This window comes from Catenulispora subtropica, assembly GCF_039531675.1.
Classification (GTDB): Bacteria; Actinomycetota; Actinomycetes; order Streptomycetales; family Catenulisporaceae; genus Catenulispora; species Catenulispora subtropica.
The window spans coordinates 37,265-55,838 of sequence record NZ_BAAAQM010000030.1; the positions used below are offsets into that span (position 1 = coordinate 37,265).

At 70.6% G+C, this 18,574-nt stretch carries 17 protein-coding genes; 5 read left to right on the top strand and 12 right to left on the bottom strand.

Annotated features, from left to right (window positions below; genetic code table 11):
* Window positions 1-224: 224 nt before the first annotated feature.
* Genes ABD466_RS24750 through ABD466_RS24765 form a run of 4 tightly spaced genes read right to left on the bottom strand, consistent with a single transcriptional unit; the run spans window position 225 to window position 6,704 of the window.
* A complete protein-coding gene (locus tag ABD466_RS24750) occupies window positions 225-2,606 on the bottom strand; it encodes an ATP-binding cassette domain-containing protein (protein WP_344659547.1) in 2,382 nt (793 codons plus the stop codon).
* Between the two features lie 25 nt (window positions 2,607-2,631).
* A complete protein-coding gene (locus ABD466_RS24755) occupies window positions 2,632-3,042 on the bottom strand; it encodes a VOC family protein (RefSeq protein WP_344659548.1) in 411 nt (136 codons plus the stop codon).
* 10 nt (window positions 3,043-3,052) lie between these two features.
* Complete coding sequence (locus ABD466_RS24760; protein ID WP_344659549.1) at window positions 3,053-3,490, bottom strand: helix-turn-helix transcriptional regulator; 438 nt, start codon at window positions 3,488-3,490, stop codon at window positions 3,053-3,055.
* Window positions 3,491-3,530: 40 nt separating this feature from the next.
* A complete protein-coding gene (locus ABD466_RS24765; protein ID WP_344659550.1) occupies window positions 3,531-6,704 on the bottom strand; it encodes an NACHT domain-containing protein in 3,174 nt (1,057 codons plus the stop codon).
* 140 nt (window positions 6,705-6,844) lie between these two features.
* Here ABD466_RS24765 and ABD466_RS24770 point away from each other — a divergent pair, with 140 nt between their 5' ends.
* A complete protein-coding gene (locus ABD466_RS24770; RefSeq protein ID WP_344659551.1) occupies window positions 6,845-7,174 on the top strand; it encodes a VOC family protein in 330 nt (109 codons plus the stop codon).
* A gap of 198 nt (window positions 7,175-7,372) precedes the next feature.
* On the opposite strand, the gene ABD466_RS24775 is transcribed toward ABD466_RS24770, so the two are convergent.
* The 3 genes from ABD466_RS24775 to ABD466_RS24785 form a co-directional block, all read right to left on the bottom strand.
* Window positions 7,373-7,873: a hypothetical protein gene (locus ABD466_RS24775; RefSeq protein ID WP_344659552.1), complete on the bottom strand. Its 501-nt coding sequence runs from the start codon at window positions 7,871-7,873 to the stop codon at window positions 7,373-7,375.
* Between the two features lie 223 nt (window positions 7,874-8,096).
* The gene (locus ABD466_RS24780) at window positions 8,097-9,161 is read right to left on the bottom strand and encodes a proline racemase family protein (protein WP_344659553.1); all 1,065 of its coding nucleotides are present in this window, start codon (window positions 9,159-9,161) and stop codon (window positions 8,097-8,099) included.
* A complete protein-coding gene (locus ABD466_RS24785) occupies window positions 9,158-10,108 on the bottom strand; it encodes an ornithine cyclodeaminase family protein (RefSeq protein WP_344659554.1) in 951 nt (316 codons plus the stop codon). The genes ABD466_RS24780 and ABD466_RS24785 overlap by 4 nt, the downstream gene beginning before the upstream one ends.
* A gap of 161 nt (window positions 10,109-10,269) precedes the next feature.
* Between ABD466_RS24785 and ABD466_RS24790 the strand changes: the two genes are divergently transcribed.
* Complete coding sequence (locus ABD466_RS24790; RefSeq protein WP_344659555.1) at window positions 10,270-11,238, top strand: GNAT family N-acetyltransferase; 969 nt, start codon at window positions 10,270-10,272, stop codon at window positions 11,236-11,238.
* Between the two features lie 375 nt (window positions 11,239-11,613).
* Here the strand turns inward: ABD466_RS24790 and ABD466_RS24795 are convergent, their stop codons facing one another.
* Together ABD466_RS24795 and ABD466_RS24800 are read right to left on the bottom strand one after the other, a co-directional pair.
* Entirely contained in the window at window positions 11,614-12,234 is a 621-nt protein-coding gene (locus tag ABD466_RS24795) for a TetR/AcrR family transcriptional regulator (protein WP_344659556.1), read from the bottom strand.
* Window positions 12,231-12,944, bottom strand: coding sequence for an SDR family NAD(P)-dependent oxidoreductase (locus ABD466_RS24800; RefSeq protein ID WP_344659557.1), 714 nt, complete (start codon window positions 12,942-12,944; stop codon window positions 12,231-12,233). The genes ABD466_RS24795 and ABD466_RS24800 overlap by 4 nt, the downstream gene beginning before the upstream one ends.
* 195 nt (window positions 12,945-13,139) lie before the next feature.
* Here ABD466_RS24800 and ABD466_RS24805 point away from each other — a divergent pair, with 195 nt between their 5' ends.
* Together ABD466_RS24805 and ABD466_RS24810 are read left to right on the top strand one after the other, a co-directional pair.
* Window positions 13,140-13,727 (top strand): TetR/AcrR family transcriptional regulator, encoded by a 588-nt coding sequence (locus ABD466_RS24805; RefSeq protein WP_344659558.1) that lies wholly within the window; start codon window positions 13,140-13,142, stop codon window positions 13,725-13,727.
* Between the two features lie 88 nt (window positions 13,728-13,815).
* On the top strand, window positions 13,816-15,330 hold the full coding sequence (locus ABD466_RS24810; protein ID WP_344659559.1) for an MFS transporter: 1,515 nt from the start codon (window positions 13,816-13,818) through the stop codon (window positions 15,328-15,330).
* A gap of 37 nt (window positions 15,331-15,367) precedes the next feature.
* Here the strand turns inward: ABD466_RS24810 and ABD466_RS24815 are convergent, their stop codons facing one another.
* Entirely contained in the window at window positions 15,368-15,619 is a 252-nt protein-coding gene (locus tag ABD466_RS24815) for a hypothetical protein (protein ID WP_344659560.1), read from the bottom strand.
* 305 nt (window positions 15,620-15,924) lie between these two features.
* Between ABD466_RS24815 and ABD466_RS24820 the strand changes: the two genes are divergently transcribed.
* Complete coding sequence (locus ABD466_RS24820; RefSeq protein WP_344659561.1) at window positions 15,925-16,911, top strand: ricin-type beta-trefoil lectin domain protein; 987 nt, start codon at window positions 15,925-15,927, stop codon at window positions 16,909-16,911.
* Here the strand turns inward: ABD466_RS24820 and ABD466_RS24825 are convergent.
* Window positions 16,896-17,738, bottom strand: a complete 843-nt coding sequence (locus ABD466_RS24825) for a class I SAM-dependent methyltransferase (RefSeq protein WP_344659624.1) — start codon at window positions 17,736-17,738, stop codon at window positions 16,896-16,898. The genes ABD466_RS24820 and ABD466_RS24825 overlap by 16 nt on opposite strands.
* A 27-nt stretch (window positions 17,739-17,765) precedes the next feature.
* Entirely contained in the window at window positions 17,766-18,521 is a 756-nt protein-coding gene (locus ABD466_RS24830; RefSeq protein WP_344659562.1) for a LysR family substrate-binding domain-containing protein, read from the bottom strand.
* Window positions 18,522-18,574: the final 53 nt, after the last annotated feature.

Genomic DNA, 18,574 nt, shown 5'->3' on the forward strand with positions numbered 1-18,574 from the left:
TCAGCCCTACGGGTACAGCGCCGAGCCCCGGGGGTCAAGTCCACGCCGTTGCGGTAGGCCTGTGGCCTGCGGTTGTTGTGCGTGGACTGGACCCCCGGGTCTCGGCACTGTAAGGCAAGCCTCTGCCGACGTGACCGAGGGGAACGAACCAAAACCCGCCTCGAGGAGTGTTCTTCTCCGGGGTACGAGGCGGCGCCTGGACCGTCGGCCGACAGCCCCCCCTACTAACCACTCACCCCCACATACTCCGCCAGGTGCCGCCCCGTCAGGGTCTCCCGCTTCGCCACCAGCTCCGCCGGTGTCCCCTCGAAGACGATCCGTCCGCCGTCGTGTCCGGCACCGGGGCCCAGGTCCACGATCCAGTCGGCGTGGGCCATCACCGCCTGGTGGTGCTCGATGACGATCACCGACTTGCCCGCCGTCACCAGGCGGTCCAGCAGTCCGAGTAGCTGCTCCACATCGGCCAGGTGCAGCCCGGACGTCGGTTCGTCGAGGACGTACACGCCGCCGTCGTCGGCCATGCGGGCGGCCAGTTTCAGGCGCTGGCGCTCGCCGCCGGACAGTGTGGTCAGCGGCTGGCCCAGGCTCAGGTAGCCGAGGCCGACGTCGGAGAGGCGATCGAGGATCTTGTGCGCGGCGGGGATGCCGGTCTGGCCGTTGGCGAAGAACGCCAGTGCCTCGTCGACCGGCATCGCCAGTACCTGCGCGATGTCGCGGTCGCCGAGGCGGTACTCCAGCACCTCGGCCTGGAAGCGCTTGCCCTCGCAGTCGTCGCAGACTGTCGCGACGCCGGCCATGATCGCCAGGTCGCTGTAGATGACGCCGGCGCCGTTGCAGGTCGGGCATGCTCCCTCGGAGTTGGCGCTGAACAGGGCCGGCTTCACGCCGTTGGCCTTGGCGAACGCCTTGCGGATCGGCTCCAGCAGGCCTGTGTACGTCGCCGGGTTGCTGCGGCGCGAGCCGCGGATCGGGCTCTGGTCGATCGCGACCACGTTGTCCCGGTGGGCCACCGAGCCGTGGATGAGCGAGCTCTTGCCGGAGCCGGCGACGCCGGTGACCACGACCAGGACGCCGAGCGGGATGTCGACGTCCACGTCCCGCAGGTTGTTCGTGCTCGCCCCGCGGATCGGCAGGGTGCCCGTCGGTTTGCGGACCTCGTCCTTCAGCGCCGCGCGGTCGTCGAGGTGGCGGCCGGTGACGGTGTCGCTGCCGCGGAGCGCGGAGACCGGGCCCTGGAAGCAGACCGAGCCGCCGCCCGCGCCGGCGCCCGGCCCCAGGTCGACCACGTGGTCGGCGATCGCGATCATCTCCGGCTTGTGCTCCACCACCAGCACGGTGTTGCCCTTGTCGCGCAGGCGCAGCAGCAGCTCGTTCATCCGCTGGATGTCGTGCGGGTGCAGGCCGACGGTGGGCTCGTCGAAGACGTAGGTGACGTCGGTCAGCGAGGAGCCGAGGTGCCGGATCATCTTCACCCGCTGCGCCTCGCCGCCGGACAGCGTGCTCGCCGGCCGGTCCAGCGCCAGGTAGCCGAGCCCGATCTCGACGAACGAGTCCAGCGTCCGGGACAGCGCGGCCAGCAGTGGTGCCACCGAGGGCTCGTCGAGCCCGCGGATCCAGTCCGCCAGGTCGCTGATCTGCATCGCGCAGGCGTCGGCGATGCTCACGCCGCCGATCGTCGAGGAGCGGGCCAGCGCGGTCAGCCGGGTGCCGTCGCAGTCCGGGCAGACGGTGAACGTGACCGCCCGGTCGACGAAGGCGCGGATGTGCGGCTGCAGCGACTCCCGGTCCTTGCTGAGCATGGACTTCTGGATCCGCGGGATCAGACCCTCGTAGGTCATGTTGATGCCCGCGATCTTCATCCGCGTCGGCTCGCGGTGCAGGAAGTCGTGCAGTTCCTTCTTCGTGAACTCGCTGATCGGCTTGTCCGGGTCGTAGAAGCCGGACTCCGCGTACAGGCGTGAGTTCCAGCCGCCGCCGGAGTAGCCGGGTACGGAGATCGCGCCCTCGTTGATCGACTTGCCCGGGTCGTAGAGCTCGGCCAGGTCGATGTCGCTGACCGAGCCCCGGCCCTCGCAGCGCGGGCACATGCCCCCGACGACGCTGAAGCTGCGCTTCTCGCGGACGGTCTGGCCGCCCTTCTCCAGGGTGACCGCGCCGGCCCCGCTGATCGAGGCGACGTTGAAGGAGAACGCCTTCGCCGAGCCGATGTGCGGCCGGCCGAGGCGGCTGAACAGGATCCGCAGCATCGCGTTGGCGTCGGTGGCGGTCCCGACCGTGGAGCGCGGGTCGCCGCCCATGCGCTGCTGGTCGACCAGGATCGCGGTGGTCAGGCCGTCCAGGACGTCGACCTCGGGCCGGGCCAGGGTCGGCATGAAGCCCTGGACGAAGGCGCTGTAGGTCTCGTTGATCAGCCGCTGCGACTCCGCGGCGATGGTGCCGAACACCAGGGAGCTCTTGCCCGAGCCGGACACCCCGGTGAACACCGTCAGCCGGCGCTTCGGGATCTCGATGCTGACGTCCTTGAGGTTGTTCACCCGCGCGCCGTGCACCCGGATCAGGTCGTGGGTGTCGGCGGCGTGCGGCTCGGCGGGGGTCCTGGCGGCCATGGTGCTCGTCTCTCTCAGGCGGCGGCTAACGCCGCTGCTGGATGCGGATCAGGTTCCCGGCCGGGTCGCGGAACGCGCAGTCCCGCACCCCGTACGGCTGGTCGGTGGGCTCCTGCACGACCTCGGCGTCCGAGGCCTGCAGCCGGTCGAAGGTGCCGTCGACGTCCGCGGTGGCCAGCAGCAGCACCGCGTACGTGCCCTTGGCCATCATCTCCGCGATCGTCCGCCGCTCCTGCTCGGTCACCCCCGGATCGGCCGCCGGCGGATGCAGCACGATCGACGTCCCGGGCTGCCCGGCGGGCCCGACGGTGATCCACCGCAGCCCGTTGAACCCGACGTCGTCGCGCACCTCGAACCCGAGCACGTCCCGGTAGAAGGCCAGCGCGGCGTCTGGGTCGTCGTGCGGCAGGAAGCTGGCGTGGATGGTGAGGTCCATGCAGGTCACCCTAGGCGAGCGCGGCGGACCGGGCTTCTCGGATCCTGACCGGTCGCGTCACCCGCGTCGCCACGCATGCCGGCAGCCCGGCCGTGGCGAACGCCGCCGCCCGCTTGTACGCGCTCGGCGGCATGCCCACGAGCTCGGTGAACCGCGTGCTGAAGGTCCCCAGCGACGAGCACCCGACCGCGAAGCACACCTCGGTCACGCTCATGTCACCCCGCCGCAGCATCGCCATGGCCCGCTCGATACGCCGGGTCATGAGGTAGGAGTAGGGCGACTCGCCGTACGCGGCTTTGAACTCCCGGCTGAGGTGCCCGGCGGACATGTGCGCCCCCCGCGCCAGCGCCTCGACGTTCAACGGCCGCGCGTACTCGCGGTCGATGCGGTCGCGGACGCGGCGCAGGCGGGCGAGGTCGGCGAGGTGCGGGTCGGGTGCGGTGGGCATGGGGCGATGCTACGGGGTGGGGGTGACAGGGCAGCCGTGGTCAGGGGTCCTGGTCGTCGTCGGCCAGCGAGGGGAACTCGAGGTCCGGCAGGAGATCCGGCCACCGATAGGCGAAGACGATCTCGCGGACGGCGGCCAGGACGCTCCCCGGAATCTGGTCCAGGGAACTGCGCCGGCGGACGTCGCGACGGAGTCGTTCGAGCGGTTCCGGTTCAGCGACGCGCGGTGGCAGGAATGCCCGCAACAGCAGCTCGGCTTGCGGCGTGGCGAAGAGTTCGGGGTCGTCCAGGCCGGGGACCTGGGCGAGGAGGTCCGGGTAGGCCATCACCGCGCAGGCCAGGGCGACGGAGTCAGGCTGGTCGTCGTCCACGAGCAGCGTCGTGATCTCCTTCACCTGGCCGATGCTCATGTGCGTGGCGCGGGTTTTGAGGAGCATCGCGAGCTCGGCGCGGAACGAGGCGACGTCGTTGATGTCGGCGTCCTCCGGAGGCTCGTTCACGAGCATGTTGACCCCCAGGTGGCGGTTGGCGAGCGAGGCCGCGAGCCACGGTCCGTTCGCCTCCATCCAGCCGTCGTTCAGCGCGCCGAACAGCCAGTTGTCGGTGAACGCGTAGCCGTAGCGCAGCGCGTCGACCAGGTGCCGGTCGCCACCGAGGCGGGCGGCGAAGTAGGCGTTGACCCGCGCGGGCGTCGGCGAGGAGTTCTCCGTCAACCGCAGGTGGCCGTCGTCATAGCGCAGGACGTCGATCAGGCCGTTCCACGCCTCGTCGTTCAACCCGGCCCGCCACAGCGACAGCATCGCCCGCCACGGCCTCTCCGGGTCGGCGGCGTCGGGGAACAGCTCCCGGAGCGGCACCTGCCACTGCGGGTCGAAGGCGTGGCGGAGCAGAACGAGGTTGGCGGTATAGGCGGCCAGCTCCCGCACCCGGTCGACGGGCTTGGGGCGGTAGTCCTTGTACTTGTCCGACCCGTGACGGTCGCGGTGGCCGGCGAGCAGCGTGTTGAGCATCTTGACGATCTGTTCGCGATCCTCGTCGAGCTGCGCGCACCTCGCCTCGGCGAACGTCAGCGTCGGCAGGCGCGTCGAGAGCGCCTCGGACGAGAGCAGCGCGAACAACAGGTCGTCCTCGGGCTCCCGCATGCCGTGGCGGGAGCTGAACGCCGCCCGGGCGACCTCGGCCAGCTCGTCCACGACCAGGCGGGCCACGAGATACTCGCCGAACGTGGCGTGGAGGAACTCGTAGCGACGGTCGGGCGCGTCGGGTTTCTGGAATCGCGCCTCGGCGACGTAGATGAAGAAGAACTTCCCGAGCACCTCGTGACCGGCGTCGGCCGCGTTCCCGGTGACCTTCTCCAGGGCGGTGAGATCGGTGCCGAGCTCCTCCGCGCTGATGTCCTGCCGCCCACGGTTGAACATGCCCAGCGCGGCGATCGACAGGTGCCGCAGCTGGTACTCGACGTTCCTGCGGATCTCCTCCTGCGGCAGCGCGGTGGGGGACTTCGCAGCCTCCCGCTCTGCGAAGTGCGTGAGAAGCCGCTCGTAAAGGTCCGCGGTGGAGATCTTCTCGTCGATCACCGGCACCTTGGGATCGGCGACGTAGATCGCCATCATCATGAGCAGCAGCGGCTGGGCCGTGAGGTCGCGCTGCTCACGCGCGATCTCGCGCTCCAGGGCGCGGGTGGTTCCGGCGCTGATGCCCGGAGCGTTGGCTTCGTTCCAGGCATCGAGCCAGCGGTCGATCTGGCCGTCGTCGAACTCCTCCAGCTTGATGACCGGGGTGAGTTCCGGAACGTCGACGCGGTCGGCGACCATCGTGCGCGAGGTGACGATGACGACCACGGGCCGCCCCTGGTTCAGCTCGTTCCGCTGGAACTCCTGGACCTCCCGCAGGTATCCGTACAGACCCGACTGCGCCTGGTGCAGGAGCTCGTCGAGCCCGTCGAGGATGACGATCCGCACCTTGTCCACGCTCTGGTCGACCAGCTCCGACCACTCGACGCGGCTGTTGGTGATCCGATCGAGCGCGTCCTGGATCTGGCGGAACACCGGCGAGTGGGCGCCGACGTGGCGCAGCGGGACACGGACCACCGTGTAGGCGGACTGCGGGAGCCTCGCCGCCAGCACTCTGGTCAACATGGACTTCCCGGCGCCCGGGTGACCGAGCACGAGCAGCGGCAGGCTCGCCGACTGCGCGGACGTGATGTGGGCGATCAGCCGCAGATCCAGGTTGTCCTCGATCGGCTGGTCGCGCCACCAGGAGTCCGAGGTCAGACACACCGACTCCGCCGCGAGGCCGAAGCGGTAACGCGGGTTGACGAAGATCTGCCGCACCTTCGGGAAGACGAGGTGCCGGCCGTAGTCCCGGGCCGCCGCCTCGGGAATGATCATCTCGTCGAGTGCGGCGCGGTTCGCGGCGGCGACGGCCGCGCACTTGTCGGCGGTGGCGAGGGAGGCCGCGGCCGGGTTCATCCTCGTGAGGATGCTTTCGACGCGGGCCAGGGCTTCCGCCTGACCGGTGAACAGGTCGCGGGTCTCGCCCTGGGCGGCGTCGAGCTTCGACCTGGTGGCGGCGTGCTCGGTGAGCTCGGCCCAGACGCGGAACTCGGGGACTGTCGCGGCGAGCTTCAGGAAGTGGGATTCGTAACGTGCGACGGTATGAAGCGGGAGGTTCCCCAGGGTCACGCCTTCGCCGCGAGAGAGCCCGTGGAGGAAGCGCTCGACATGAACGGTGAGGTCTGCATACCACCTGGGCAGCCAATCCAAGGTCTCGTAGACCCCTGATGCGGCCGAAGGCGCCGGGATGTCGGACAGATAGAGCTTCTGAGTCGTCTTGGCGACGAGCAGACGCTTCTCCTCGTCGGTCAGCTCGAAGGAACGATAGGTGGCGTCCCCCAGCAGCTCCTGGACCGTCTCGAAATACGCGGCCACGACGATCGTCGAGTGGGCCGCGATGATCAGTTCCCGGCGCTCCAGCCCCGCCGTGCCGCGAAGCCTGTCCGGCAACGCGTCCAGGGCCTTGCGAAGCAGCTTGACCGCGTCGTTCTTCGGCTCGATCCAGCCGAGCACCGCCGCGGGCGCGATTCCCGGCGTGAGCGCGCCCGCCGTGAGAATCGCCCCGCCCAAGAGGACGTTGAGTCTGTCCAGCCACTTGTGCTCCTTGCGCCCGAGGATCCGCAGGGCACCTTCGAACGTCAACGCCGGCTCGCGACTCATGGCCCTGTTTTACCTCAGCCGTCGAACCTCGCGCAGACGTTCGGCGATGACGCGGCGACGGTCGACGACCGCCACCCCGCGTCACCTGGACGGCACGTCTCCGCTGGGTCACTTCCGCCACCCTGGGTACCGTGACCCCCATGAGCACTTCGATCCGCAGCCAGGTCATCCCGGTCTCCGACCTCGACGCCGCCAAGGTCGTCTACACCGCCCTGCTCGGCGAGCCGCACACCGACCAGCCCTACTACGTCGGGTACAACGTCGGCGGCTTCGAGGTGGCGCTCGCGCCCGGTGACGCCTCCGGCGGTCCGGTCGCCTACGTCGACGTGGACGATCTCGACGGCACACGCCAGACGCTGCTCGACGCCGGGGCGACCGAGCGGGACGCTCCGAAGCAGGTGGCGCCCGAGGCGCGGGTCTGCGTGCTGCTGGACAAGGACGGGAACGCGATCGGGCTGCGGGGCAAGTAGCCGCCCGCAGCCGTCTCGCTGTCTCGCCATCTCGCCGTCCTGGTGTCCGCGCTGCCTCCTCGTCGTGGCCGAGCCGTGGCGGCCGAACCAACACCCTGAGTCCCGGACCTGGAGCCGGCGGAGCTGCCGGTGCCGCTGACGGCGGCGGCCGGCGCGGTCACCCATCGCGCGTCAGGGCTCTGACGCGCGGCGCGGTTGCTAGGCCGCGATGTTCACGAACGCGACGGTCAGCGTGTAGCTGCGCGCCGTGGTGCTGGTCGCCAGTGGCACGAACGTCATCGTGGTGGTGCCGCCGCACGGCACCACCCAGGTGGTCGGGATCGCCGCCGGGGCGAAGAACGACGTGAACACGATCGGCGGATTCACGGTCGCGCTGCTCGGCAGCGTCAGTCCGGCGTCGATCTGGTGCGCCGCGCTGCCGGTGTACCCGTACTGGCTGGTCACCGGCGGCACCACGCTGCGGACCTCCGCGGTCTGCCCGGAGACCGGGTGTCCGGTGCTGGTCGGCCCGACCGGGCCGGGGCACACGACCTGGATCACCGCGTCCGCGGCCTTGTCGCCGACCAGGCCGTAGAAGTACGTGTTCGGCCCGATCGGGATGGGGTCCTGGACGGCGGCCGCGGTCGCGGCGGGGATCACCGCGGCGCCGAGCGCGAGGGTGGCGGCGAGGGCGAGCCGCCGAGTGGTGTGGGGACGCATGGAAGCCTCCGTGTAAGAGCGCTGAAACGGTGGGGGGCGGTTCGGCGAGAAGGCACGGGGGAGGCTAGAGGCGGTCGCGGGTCGCGTCAACGGCGGGTGGCGGGTTGTCGACGCTGTGTGGTGAACGGCGGACGGTGCAGGTGACGACATTACTCCTGACCTGCGGGTTTTGGATAACAGGCCTCTACTTCAGCGCCAAGAACATCTCGGCAGACCGTTCACCTCACCGCAGGAGGAACCCCGGCAGAAGCGCATCGCGCGGATCCACGACGAACCGGCAGGTCGCCACCGGATACGCCGTCCCGGTCATCGCCGGCACGACCGCCGAGTGTCCGTGCGCCTCCGTCACCTCGTCGATCCACGCCCGGAACTCCGACCCGACCACCGACTCGTGACGGAGATCGTCTCCCGGCCGGAGTTCCCCGGTGGCGGCCAGCAGCGCGACCCGTGCCGAGGTCCCCGAGCCGCAGGGGGACCGGTCGACCTCGCCGTCGGCGAAGACGGTGATGTTGCGCTGACGTAGGCGGCGCGTACCGTCGGGGCGGAGCTCCGGCGGGGAGATCTCTTCGGTGAAGATGGTGCCGTAGATCCCTGACAGGCGCGGATCGGTCGGGTGCTCGGCGGCGTTGACGGCGTTGAGCGTGTCGCGGATCCGGCGGCCGGCGGCGATGAGTTCGGTGACGTCGCCGGGGCGGACGCGCAGTCCCACGGCGGCGGCCGGGAGGATCGCGTACATGGCGCCGCCGAAGGCGATGTCGACGGTGAGGTCGCCGTGGGGCGTCGAGACGGGGACGTCGCGGGCGTGCACGTGGCTGGCGACGTTGGTGAAGGTCACGTCTTCGACCAGGCCGTGGGCGGTGCGCACCTCAGCGCGGACCCGGCCGGAGGGGACGTCGACGACGACTTCGGTGACGCCGTCGGCGGGGGCCGGGATCCGGCCCGAGGCCACCGCCCACGCCGCCAGCGCGATGGTGCCGTGGCCGCAGGCGGTGGAGAAGCCGTCCTTGTGCCAGAACAGGACGCCCAGGTCGGCGTCTTCGTCGTCGGGTGGGACGAGGAAGCCGCCGTACATGTCGGCGTGGCCGCGTGGTTCGGCGCAGAGGAGCGTCCGGAGCCACTGCACGTCAGAGCTCTCCATTGCCACGACGCGTCGCTCCGCCACGGTCAGGCCGGGGGCGGTCAGCTGGGAGGGAGCGTCGGGGACGATGCGGAAGGGTTCGCCGCCGGTGTGCCAGTCGATGGTTTCGATGGCGGTGGTGACGGCGGTGCCGACCGGGTCTGCGGTCATCGTGCTTCCTCCCAGCCGGGCAGGGTCTTCGCTGCCAGGAGACGGGCGATCGCCCAGTCCTGGACGGCGATGCCGACCGCTTTGAACACGGTGCGGCGTCTTGGTTGTGGCACGCCGGTTCGGAGGGCGGCGCCGAGTTCCACGAGGTCTGATTCGCCGACGAGTCCTGCGGCGATCGCGTGAAGGATCTCGCCGGACTCCTCCAGCGCCGCTTCGCGCTGATCGACGAGGACAGTGGCGTCGGCCAACAGCTCGGAGGGCAGCTCACGCATGTCGGGACGGTAGGCGCCGATCGCGTTGACGTGAACTCGCTCCGGCAGCATGTCGGCGGTGAAGAGGGGAGTGGCGGTCGACGTCGCGCAGCAGACGATCTCGGCGTCGGCGAGTGCTTCTTCCGCGGCTGGGCCGGAACCGACGGCCGTGGTCTCGCTGATTCCCCCGAGTTCCGCGTTCAGGGCGGCGATGAGGTGCTTCGCCTTGTCGAGGTCGCGGTTCACGACTGTCAGCGTGCGCAGCGGCCGGACCGCGTGCACGGCGCGCACCTGGTCCGCCGCCTGTCCGCCGGCCCCGATCAGCACCATTCGGCGGGCCTCGGCGGGGGCCAGGAGGTCGGTGGCCACGCCGACGATCGCCCCGGTGCGCAGGGCTGTGATGCTCGCGGCGTCGGCGACCAGCTGGTCCGTGTGGCGGGTGTCCGTCCACGTGACCGCCCCGACGACGGCCGGGGCCCGGTCGAAGTTCAAGCTCAGGGACTTGACGATCGTCGATCCGGTGGGGCGGTGGTGCGCCGCCATCACCAGGAACCGGCCGGCGCCCAGCACGGTGCGGGTCGGCTGCTCGAAGAGCCCGCCGTCCAAGTCGAGCAGCGCCGCCCGGACCGCGTCGATCGCATCGGGCATGGACACGGCCGCGCGGACCTGCGGGCCGGTCAGGGTGACGGTCGCCATGGGATCAGTAAAATATCACACCTCACTGCTGGGCGGGAGGGGTGGAGTGGACGGGATAATCGCTGCCTCCGCGGGAGAGAACCCCCTAGGGTGGCTGCTGGCCCGCGATCATGTGCGAGTCGCGCATGAGGGGCCGTCGACCCCGAGACCAGGAGACAGATTTGCCCTCTAGCGCCGTCACGATCCGTCCGCTCGTCGAGTCCGACCTCGACGCCGTGCTCCCGCTGCTGGTCCGGAACCCGGCCAGCATGGTGTCCGCCGAGGACTACCAGGCGAAGCTCGCCGACCGTCAGTACCGTCCGGAGTGGACGTGGCTCGCCGTGGACGACGCCACCGGCCGGCCGCTGGCTGTGACGGTGTGGTGGGGGGCGCCGAGCGAGTCCGGCCCCGGAGCGCTGGACGGGATCTTGGTGGACGCGTCCGTTCCGGAGGAGGAGCGGGTCGAGTTGGCTGCCTCGGTGCTGAAGGCTGCGCACGCGGTGTTCGCGGGCGCGGACAACCGGCCGCCGGAGTATCACGTGTTCGTGCCGGGTGACTGGCGGGACCGGCCGGAGGTCGTGGCGGAGCTGGGGTGGCGGACCGAGGCCGTGCGGCGGGCCGGCCTGACCGAGCGGCTGGAGCGGCTGCGGTACGAGTGGAGGCCGGAGGCGGGGGTCCCCGAGCCGTCCGAACGGCTGACGTTTCATGCCGAGGACGACGACGAGGTGTTCGCGGACCTGTTCGCGCGGGTGCTGGTCGGGTCGCTGGATCACACGTCGGTCACCGAGGCCGCGGCGGTGGGGGCTGCGGCGCAGGCTCAGTCGGATCTCGAGTTCTACCGGGATGTGATGATGGGGGAGCGGTCCTGGTGGCGGGTCGCCAAGGACGCTGAGGGGGTCACGGTCGGGTTCGGGTTCCCCTCGCGGAATCCGGGCGCGCATGTCGTGGGGTATCTCGGGGTGCTGCCGGAGCATCGTGGCAAGGGATACGTCGGGGACATCCTGAACGAGATCCTGCGGATTCTCGCGATCGAGGTCGGCGCGGAGATGGTGCGGTCGGACACGGACCTGGCGAACGTGCCGATGGCGGCGGCTATGGAGCGGGCCGGGTTTGTGAACTTCGCGCGGCGGTTGGTTTTCTCGGCTGCGTGAGGATGGTCGTGGCTGGGGGGAGCGTGGCCATGCCTGGGGAGGGGCCGGCGTGGTGCGTGGGGCGGCCGAGTCGATCTTCGTGGGGACGCGAACCCTGACGTGCTGGTTGCGGGGTCACACGGAACCTCCGGTAGTCCGCCGCCAGGGGTCCTGCGACGGACGCAGCGGGCTGTCGGTCTCTGCGTGCGCCACGGTGGCGGCCGTGACGTAGGCGGACAGCGTGCGCTGCCCACGGTGGCGGACTTGCGAGCGGGCGCGTGATTGCGGCGAGATACGCATGGGTCCAGCGTGCGGGTGCTGACTGGACCAAACCGGATCAAGGGGACAACGGGCGGTGAGCGTGGGTCAACGGCTCGGGGGACTCAGCCTGGGGACTCAGCCCGGAACCTGGACCACGCTTCGCACCGCGGCCAGCATCGAGTCGCGGTGCGAGGCCAGGCGCTCGGGCGACAAGGGGTCGCGGCCATCGGCAGCCCAGAGCGCGCTCGGCGCGGCGAGCCAGCTCTCCGAGATCCGCAGCACTATCGCGAACAATTCGGCGGCGGGGATGTCCGTACGCAGGCGGCCTTCCCGCTGTGCGGCCTCGATGGACTCCACGCGCAGGCGGTAGGCGGCCAGTTCGTCGTGGGTCGGCTCGGAGCGCTCGAAGGCTCGCCAGTGCGCGATGCGGCGGGCCTCCGGATGCGCGCGGACGTAGTCGAAGCGGGCGGCGGCGAAGGCGACGAGGTCACCGTCCGGGAGCGGGACCGCGGCCATGACGGCACGGGACTGGTCGTCGACGACGGCGTCGAAGAGGCGGTCCTTGTCGCCGAAGTAGACGTAGATCAGGCGCTTGTTCGCCCCGGCACGCTCGGCGATGCGGTCGACGCGGGCACCGGCCAGGCCGTGCTCGGCGAATTCTTCGGTCGCGGCGTGGAGGAGGAGGGCTTTGGTGGCTTCGGCGTCGCGGGGGCGGGGGGTGGTGCCGGACTGCTTCAGCCCCCGTTCCGGCGTCACCACGCCACCGGGCCGGCGGCGCTGAAGAAGCCGCCGGTGGGTCCCTCCGGGCCGAGCTGCGCCATCCGAACGATCACCTCCGCGCCCTCCTCGACGGTCTGCGTACCGGCGTTGTGGTTCAGGTCGGTGGCAGTGTAGCCGGGGTCGACGGCGTTGATCCGGATGCTGGGGAACGCCTTCGCGTACTGGACCGTCAGCATGTTCACCGCGGCCTTCGACGTCGGGTACTCCACCCCCGGGTAGAAGTGGGTGAACGAGTCGGGGTCGGCGAGTTCGCGGGTCAGCGCCAAGCCGCTGCTGACGTTGACCACCGTCGCCGTGTCGGAGGCCTGGAGCTGCGGCAGGAACGCGTGCAGGGTTCGCACCTGGCCGAAGACGTTCGCCTCGAAGACGGCGCGCATGGACTCCCCGGTGACGTCCGCCACCGGCAGGAATCCTCCGTCTGCCGCCCGGGGCTCCACGCCGGCGTTGTTGACGAGGACGTCCAGGCCGCCCTCCGCGGCGATGACCTTCGCGGCCGCCGCGACGGAGGCGTCGTCCGCGACGTCGATCTGGACGAAGCGCGCACCGGGACCGAGTGCGTCGGCGGCGGCCTGGCCACGCGCCGCGTCGCGGGCGCCGACGTAGACGGTGTGGCCCGCGGCGAGGAGTCGGCGGGCGGTCTCGTAACCGAGGCCCTTGTTGGCGCCGGTGATGAGGATGGTGCTCATGGTGGGTTCGCTCCCGATTCAGGGTAACTAACTGGATAGTTACATCGTAGCGCAGTACGGGGGTGCATGCGGTCGGGCCGGGACCGCAGCCGGGGGCCGGGCGGCGACACCCTGCTGTACGAAACAGTTTCGTTTCGCCTTCGATCCGTGCTACTGTACGAAACGGTTTCGTACACTGCGTGGAAGGGATGACCGATGGAGGCCGGGCCGAAGCTTGATCCCGAGCGGGAGTCGGCGATTCTCGGCGCGACGTTGGAGCTGCTGGCGGAGACCGGGTACGAGGCGTTGCGGCTGGACGCCGTGGCCAGTCGGGCGAAGGCCAGTAAGGCGACGCTGTACCGGCACTGGCCCGGGAAGGCCGACCTCGTGGTGGCGGCGATCAAGTGTTTCAAGCAAGAGGACCTCGCGCAGGGGGTTGATACGGGGAGCCTGCGGGGGGATCTGATGGCCACCCTGCGAGGGGTGCGCGAACTCATGTCCGGGCCCACCGGGCAGATCATGAGTGGGTTGCTGGTCGCGGTGCAGAAGGACCAGGAGCTTGCTGAGGCTGTGCGGACTTCGATGCTGGAGGACAAGCAGGGCGTCACCCAGCGGATGCTCGACCGGGCTGTCGCCCGCGGGGAGTTGCCCGCCGACACCGATGTGTCGATCTTTCCCGAGGTCGCGCCGGCGATGTTGTTCATGCGGATATTCGTCTATGGCGACTCGGTGGACGACGCGTATCTGGACCATCTGACCGACGACATCCTCATCCCTCTGATGGCCAGGCGCTTCGGCGGCTGACCTTCCTGATTCCATACCGCGCGGTCTGGTGGCCGTGTGTCGATCGAGTGCTGCCTGGGAACGGGCGCTTTTCGAAAGTGAGAAGGACATGTCAACCTCCACGGACCGGGTTCCGTCGCCGGCGGTCGCCGCCGGGGCGGAGACCGTGGCGGCGCCGGATCCGCGCCGCTGGGCGGCGTTGGTCGTCATCGCGATCGCCCAGCTGATGATCGTGCTGGACGGCACCATCGTGAACATCGCGCTGCCGACCATGCAGAAGGCGTTGCACATATCCGACGTCAACAAGCAGTGGGTGATCACCGCCTATGCGCTGGCGTTCGGGGCGTTCCTGTTGCTCGGTGGGCGGATCGCCGACTACACCGGGCGGCGGCGGGCGTTCATCATCGGGCTGCTCGGGTTCGCCGCGGCTTCGGCACTGGGTGGTGCCGCTGTGAACCAGGCGATGCTCTACGGGGCGCGCGGGTTGCAGGGCGTGTTCGGTGCTTTGATGGCGCCGGCCGCCTTGTCGCTGCTGACGGTCACCTTCACTGAGGAGAAGGAGCGTGCGCGGGCGTTCGGTGTCTACGGCGCCATCGCCGGTGGTGGTACCGCGATCGGGCTGATCATGGGCGGTGTGCTGACCGAGTACGCCTCGTGGCGGTGGACGCTGCTGGTGAACGTGCCGATCGCGATCCTGGCCGCGTTCGCCGCGTCCCGGTACCTGAACGAGAGCAAGGCCGAGGGCGACACCAAGTACGACATCCCCGGGGCGCTGACCTCGACCGCTGGTCTGGCCGCGCTGGTCTACGGCTTCAACAAGGCCAACACCGACGGGTGGAGCTCGGCCACGACGCTGAGCCTGCTGGGCGCCGGCGTCGCGCTGCTCGTCGCGTTCATCCTGATCGAGGTGCGGACCTCGCACCCGCTGCTGCCGATGCGCGTGATCCTGGACCGGAACCGGGGCGGGTCGTTCCTCAGCTCGTTGCTGATGGGCGTCGGCCTGTTCGGCGTATTCATCTTCCTGACCTACTACATGCAGCAGATCCTGGGGTACTCGGCGCTGAAGTCCGGCTTCGCGTTCCTGCCGTTCACCTTCGCGGTGGTGGCGGGGGCGGGGGTGGCCACCCGGTTCCTGCCGGCCATCGGCCCGCGCGTCCTGATGTTCGTCGGGTTCGCGCTGGCCACCGTCGGGATGGTGCTGTTCACCCGGATCGGGGTGGACACCTCGTACCTCACCCATGTGGTGCCGGCTGAGGCGATCATGGCGTTCGGCGTCGGTCTGTTCTTCGTGCCGCTGTCCTCGACGGCGCTGATCGGAGTCGCCGATCACGACGCGGGGGTGGCCTCGGCCCTGGTGAACACCACGCAGCAGATCGGCGGCGCGCTGGGCACCGCGATGCTGGTGACCTTCGCGACCACCGCCACCACGAACTACCTCGGCTCGCACGCCTCGCCGACGGCGAACCCGCAGGTCCTCGGGGCGCACGCCGCGGTGCACGGGTACATCGTCGCCTTCGTCTGGAGCGCCGCCATCCTGGCGATCGCCGCGCTGGTGGTCGGCGTGCTGGTCAAGGCGCGCAAGAGCGACCTGCCGGCCGGCGGTGCGGCCGTGCACGTCGGCTGACCCCGGCAGTCCCCACGCGGCGCCGCCGCCCCGCGGCTCACTTCTTCGGTGAGTGCGGTGGCGGCGGCGCCGCGTGCTGCTGCACCATGTGCACGAACTCGAAGACCGCGGCCTGGCCGGTGCCTATGGTGATGTGCTCGTTCGCGTAGCGCCACAGCCCCACCCCGCCCTCGCACGGCACCGACATCTCGGTCACCTGCTCGGTGGTGGTGACGACGCGGTTGTTGGTCCGGATCCCCATCGGTTGGGGCCCGTCCTGCAGGTAGACGACATACACCATGGTGATCACCGCCTTCGGACCTAGCAGACCACGGGTTGTTCGGATTTGCACGTCGAACCGTCACCGCACCCGCGTCCGCGGGCTCCTTTCACGGCGGCCGCGCCGGGGCCACCATCACCGGCGGCCGACGTGGGTTTGTCAGAGCTCTGTTCCGAAGTCGGCTGCTCCTCCCCTCGCCGGTGCCACCGCCGGTTCCTCCGGCGTACCGTGGCGCGGCCGGTTCTCGTTCCTGAGTCCTTGCGGCGAGTCCTTGATCGGTTTCGAGGGCTCGCCGCCTACACTCCGTATCAGACTTCGACCGAAGGTGGTACGGATTGCCCATCCCCAGCCGCCGCGCCGCGGGTCGGCGCCGGGTGCTCGCCGGACTTCTCACCGTCGCGCTGGCCGTGCTGGGCGGCGTGGCCGGGCCCGCGGGAGCGGCGTCCGCCTCGTCGCCGCACGCCGACGGCACGCACCGGGCGCCGCAGGCCCTGGTCGCCGCCGGCAGTGCCAAGGCCCGGGCCTCGACGATCATGTGCACGAAGGTCGCCGCCAAGGCCGGCTTCTCGTTCACCAAGACGGTCGGCACCTCGCTGGGGCCGCAGCCGCAGCTCGTGGTGGCGGTCGCGGTCGCCATGGCCGAGTCCGGCTGTGTTCCGCACGCCAAGAACGTCAACGACGACGGCGGCTCGGTCGACCGCGGCCTGTGGCAGATGAACAGCCGCTACCACCCCGAGGTGTCCGACAGCTGCGCCTACCAGATCCAGTGCAACGCCAACGCGGCCTGGCGGGTCTCCGACCACGGCGCGCGCTGGTCGCCGTGGAGCGCCTACAACAACGGCTCATGGAAGACCTACGTCGGCGACGCCCGCGCGGCGATCTCCGGCGGCTTCACCTTCCTGCTCGGCAGCCAGGGCGCCGGGACCTGCCTGGCCGCCGACCGCGCCCATCACGCCGACGGCGCCGCCATCTGGCAGTGGAAGTGCGACCCGGCCGACGACTACCAGCAGTGGACTGTGACGTCGGAAGTCGGGAGCGCGCCGATCCTGCGCAACCTCGGGGCGGGCACCTGCCTGGCCTGGGACGGGACCAAGACCGGCGACGGCGCGCCGGTGGCGCAGCAGGCGTGCGACGCTGCCGACGCCGGCCAGCAGGTCGGGTTCGTCGGCACCGGGCGGCTGAACGTGGCGGGGGAGGCGGACGCGCTCATCCAGGGCGTGGGAGGAAACATCTGTCTCGTCGCCGACAGCGCCACGGGTGACGGGAAGCCGGTGAGACAAGGGACGTGCAGCAGCGGCAACCGCTATCAGATGTGGAACTGATACCAGATCCGCACCTCGGTGCTCGGCTGCCGCTCCGAGAACAACCCGGTCGGCGACTCCTCCCGCAGCAGCTGCCGCAGTTCCGCCTCGAACTCGTCGCTGCGGGGCCCGAACAGGTGCGGCGCCGCGTACGACATCGAGAACGTCCCCGCTACCACGTCGTCCTCGGTGCGCACCAGGTGCTGCCCGCCGCGGACGATGTGCTGGTCCGGGCCGTCGAAGCCGGCGCGCGCCAGGACCTCGGCCTCGTCGCCGGGGGTGCCGTGGGGCAGGGTGCCGCGGCCGGCGCGCCGGGTCGGCCCGAGGTAGCGCTTCACCAGCTCGTCGACGGCCGCGTACGGGGGCGCCGGGTGCGGCAGGCCCTCGGCGGTCCGCATCTCGGCCTTCCAGTCGGCGACGTGGACCAGGGCGCCGCCGGGGCGGAGCATGGCGCGGATCGTGGCCGGCACCGTCGCGCGGTCCATCCAGTGGAAGGACTGGCCGAAGGCGACGACGTCGAACTCGCCGAGCCCGGCGGGCAGCTCCTCGGCGCGCATCCGCAGCCACCGCGTGCGGTCGGTCACGCCGGCGCCGTCGGCCCACAGGGCGGCCTCGGCGATCATCCCGGCGTCGGCGTCGATGCCGACGACCTCGCCGAAGAAGGGGGCCAGCGCGACGCCTATCGTGCCGGGGCCGCAGCCGACGTCGAGCAGGCGCTGGGTGCCGTCGGCCTCCAGGACCCGCGCTATCACCTCGATGGTGCCGGGGGCGTAGGGGATCCGTCCGCGCCGGTAGTAGACGGCCGTGCCCTCGAACAACGTCTCGTCCCACTGCCAGTCGGCGGTCATGTCCACGCCGGCACCACCTTTCGCTGTCTACTTGCGGCGTCGGGGCTTGGCGGGTTTCGAGCCCTGCCGCCGGCTCGTGCCGGCCCCTGTTCTGGAGGAGGCCGGCTTCGACCGCGCGCCGCCGGTCTCGGCGCGCTTCTGCTTCTGCTGCGCCGCCGGCGGCGTCGGGGCGCGGCCCCGCGAGCTGTTGACCGTCCGTCCGCGCACGATCCCGATGAACTCTTCTACCAGGTCGGTCGTCCGGTCCTCCAACCACGCCAGCGCGACCGAGGACTGCGGGCCGTCGGTCAGCGGCCGGTAGGTGAGGTCCTTGCGATGGTGCAGGCGGGCCAGGGACTGCGGGGTCAGCAGCACCCCGATCCCGGCCGCGACCAGCTCGATCGCGTCGGCGGTGGTGGCCGGGCGTTCGATCGCCGGCCGGCCGGGCGGAGCGGTGTCCCACGGCAGCGTGTCGTCGAGCGGATGGAGGACGACGTAGTCGCCGAGGTCGGCCTGGGCCGCCTCCTCGACCGCGGTCACGTCGTGGTCCTTGGGGATCACCGCCACGGTGGTCTCGGTGTAGAGGGGGATGGCGCTGAGCGTGGTCCGGTCGACTGGAAGGCGCAGCAGCGCGGCGTCCGCCTCGCCGTCCTTGAGCGCCCGCTCGGCGTCGGCCGCCTCCACCGCGACCAGCTCCAGCGGTACCTCCGGCAGCCGCTCGGTCCACGTCCGCACCCACTTGGCGGGGGTCACCCCGGGGACGTACGCCAGCCGGAAGGTCGCGGACGCCTGAGTGCCTGTCACCCGGTCAGGGTACCGGCCAAGATCCGGCCCACCGCGCGGGCTCGCTACTGTGG

Bases quoted from the DNA above. Each gene is read 5' to 3' on its own strand.
- ABD466_RS24750 (WP_344659547.1), bottom strand. From the start codon at position 2,606: ATGGCCGCCAGGACCCCCGCCGAGCCGCACGCCGCCGACACCCACGAC.
- ABD466_RS24755 (WP_344659548.1), bottom strand. From the start codon at position 3,042: ATGGACCTCACCATCCACGCCAGCTTCCTGCCGCACGACGACCCAGAC.
- ABD466_RS24760 (WP_344659549.1), bottom strand. From the start codon at position 3,490: ATGCCCACCGCACCCGACCCGCACCTCGCCGACCTCGCCCGCCTGCGC.
- ABD466_RS24765 (WP_344659550.1), bottom strand. From the start codon at position 6,704: ATGAGTCGCGAGCCGGCGTTGACGTTCGAAGGTGCCCTGCGGATCCTC.
- ABD466_RS24770 (WP_344659551.1), top strand. From the start codon at position 6,845: ATGAGCACTTCGATCCGCAGCCAGGTCATCCCGGTCTCCGACCTCGAC.
- ABD466_RS24775 (WP_344659552.1), bottom strand. From the start codon at position 7,873: ATGCGTCCCCACACCACTCGGCGGCTCGCCCTCGCCGCCACCCTCGCG.
- ABD466_RS24780 (WP_344659553.1), bottom strand. From the start codon at position 9,161: ATGACCGCAGACCCGGTCGGCACCGCCGTCACCACCGCCATCGAAACC.
- ABD466_RS24785 (WP_344659554.1), bottom strand. From the start codon at position 10,108: ATGGCGACCGTCACCCTGACCGGCCCGCAGGTCCGCGCGGCCGTGTCC.
- ABD466_RS24800 (WP_344659557.1), bottom strand. From the start codon at position 12,944: ATGAGCACCATCCTCATCACCGGCGCCAACAAGGGCCTCGGTTACGAG.
- ABD466_RS24805 (WP_344659558.1), top strand. From the start codon at position 13,140: ATGGAGGCCGGGCCGAAGCTTGATCCCGAGCGGGAGTCGGCGATTCTC.
- ABD466_RS24810 (WP_344659559.1), top strand. From the start codon at position 13,816: ATGTCAACCTCCACGGACCGGGTTCCGTCGCCGGCGGTCGCCGCCGGG.
- ABD466_RS24825 (WP_344659624.1), bottom strand. From the start codon at position 17,738: ATGACCGCCGACTGGCAGTGGGACGAGACGTTGTTCGAGGGCACGGCC.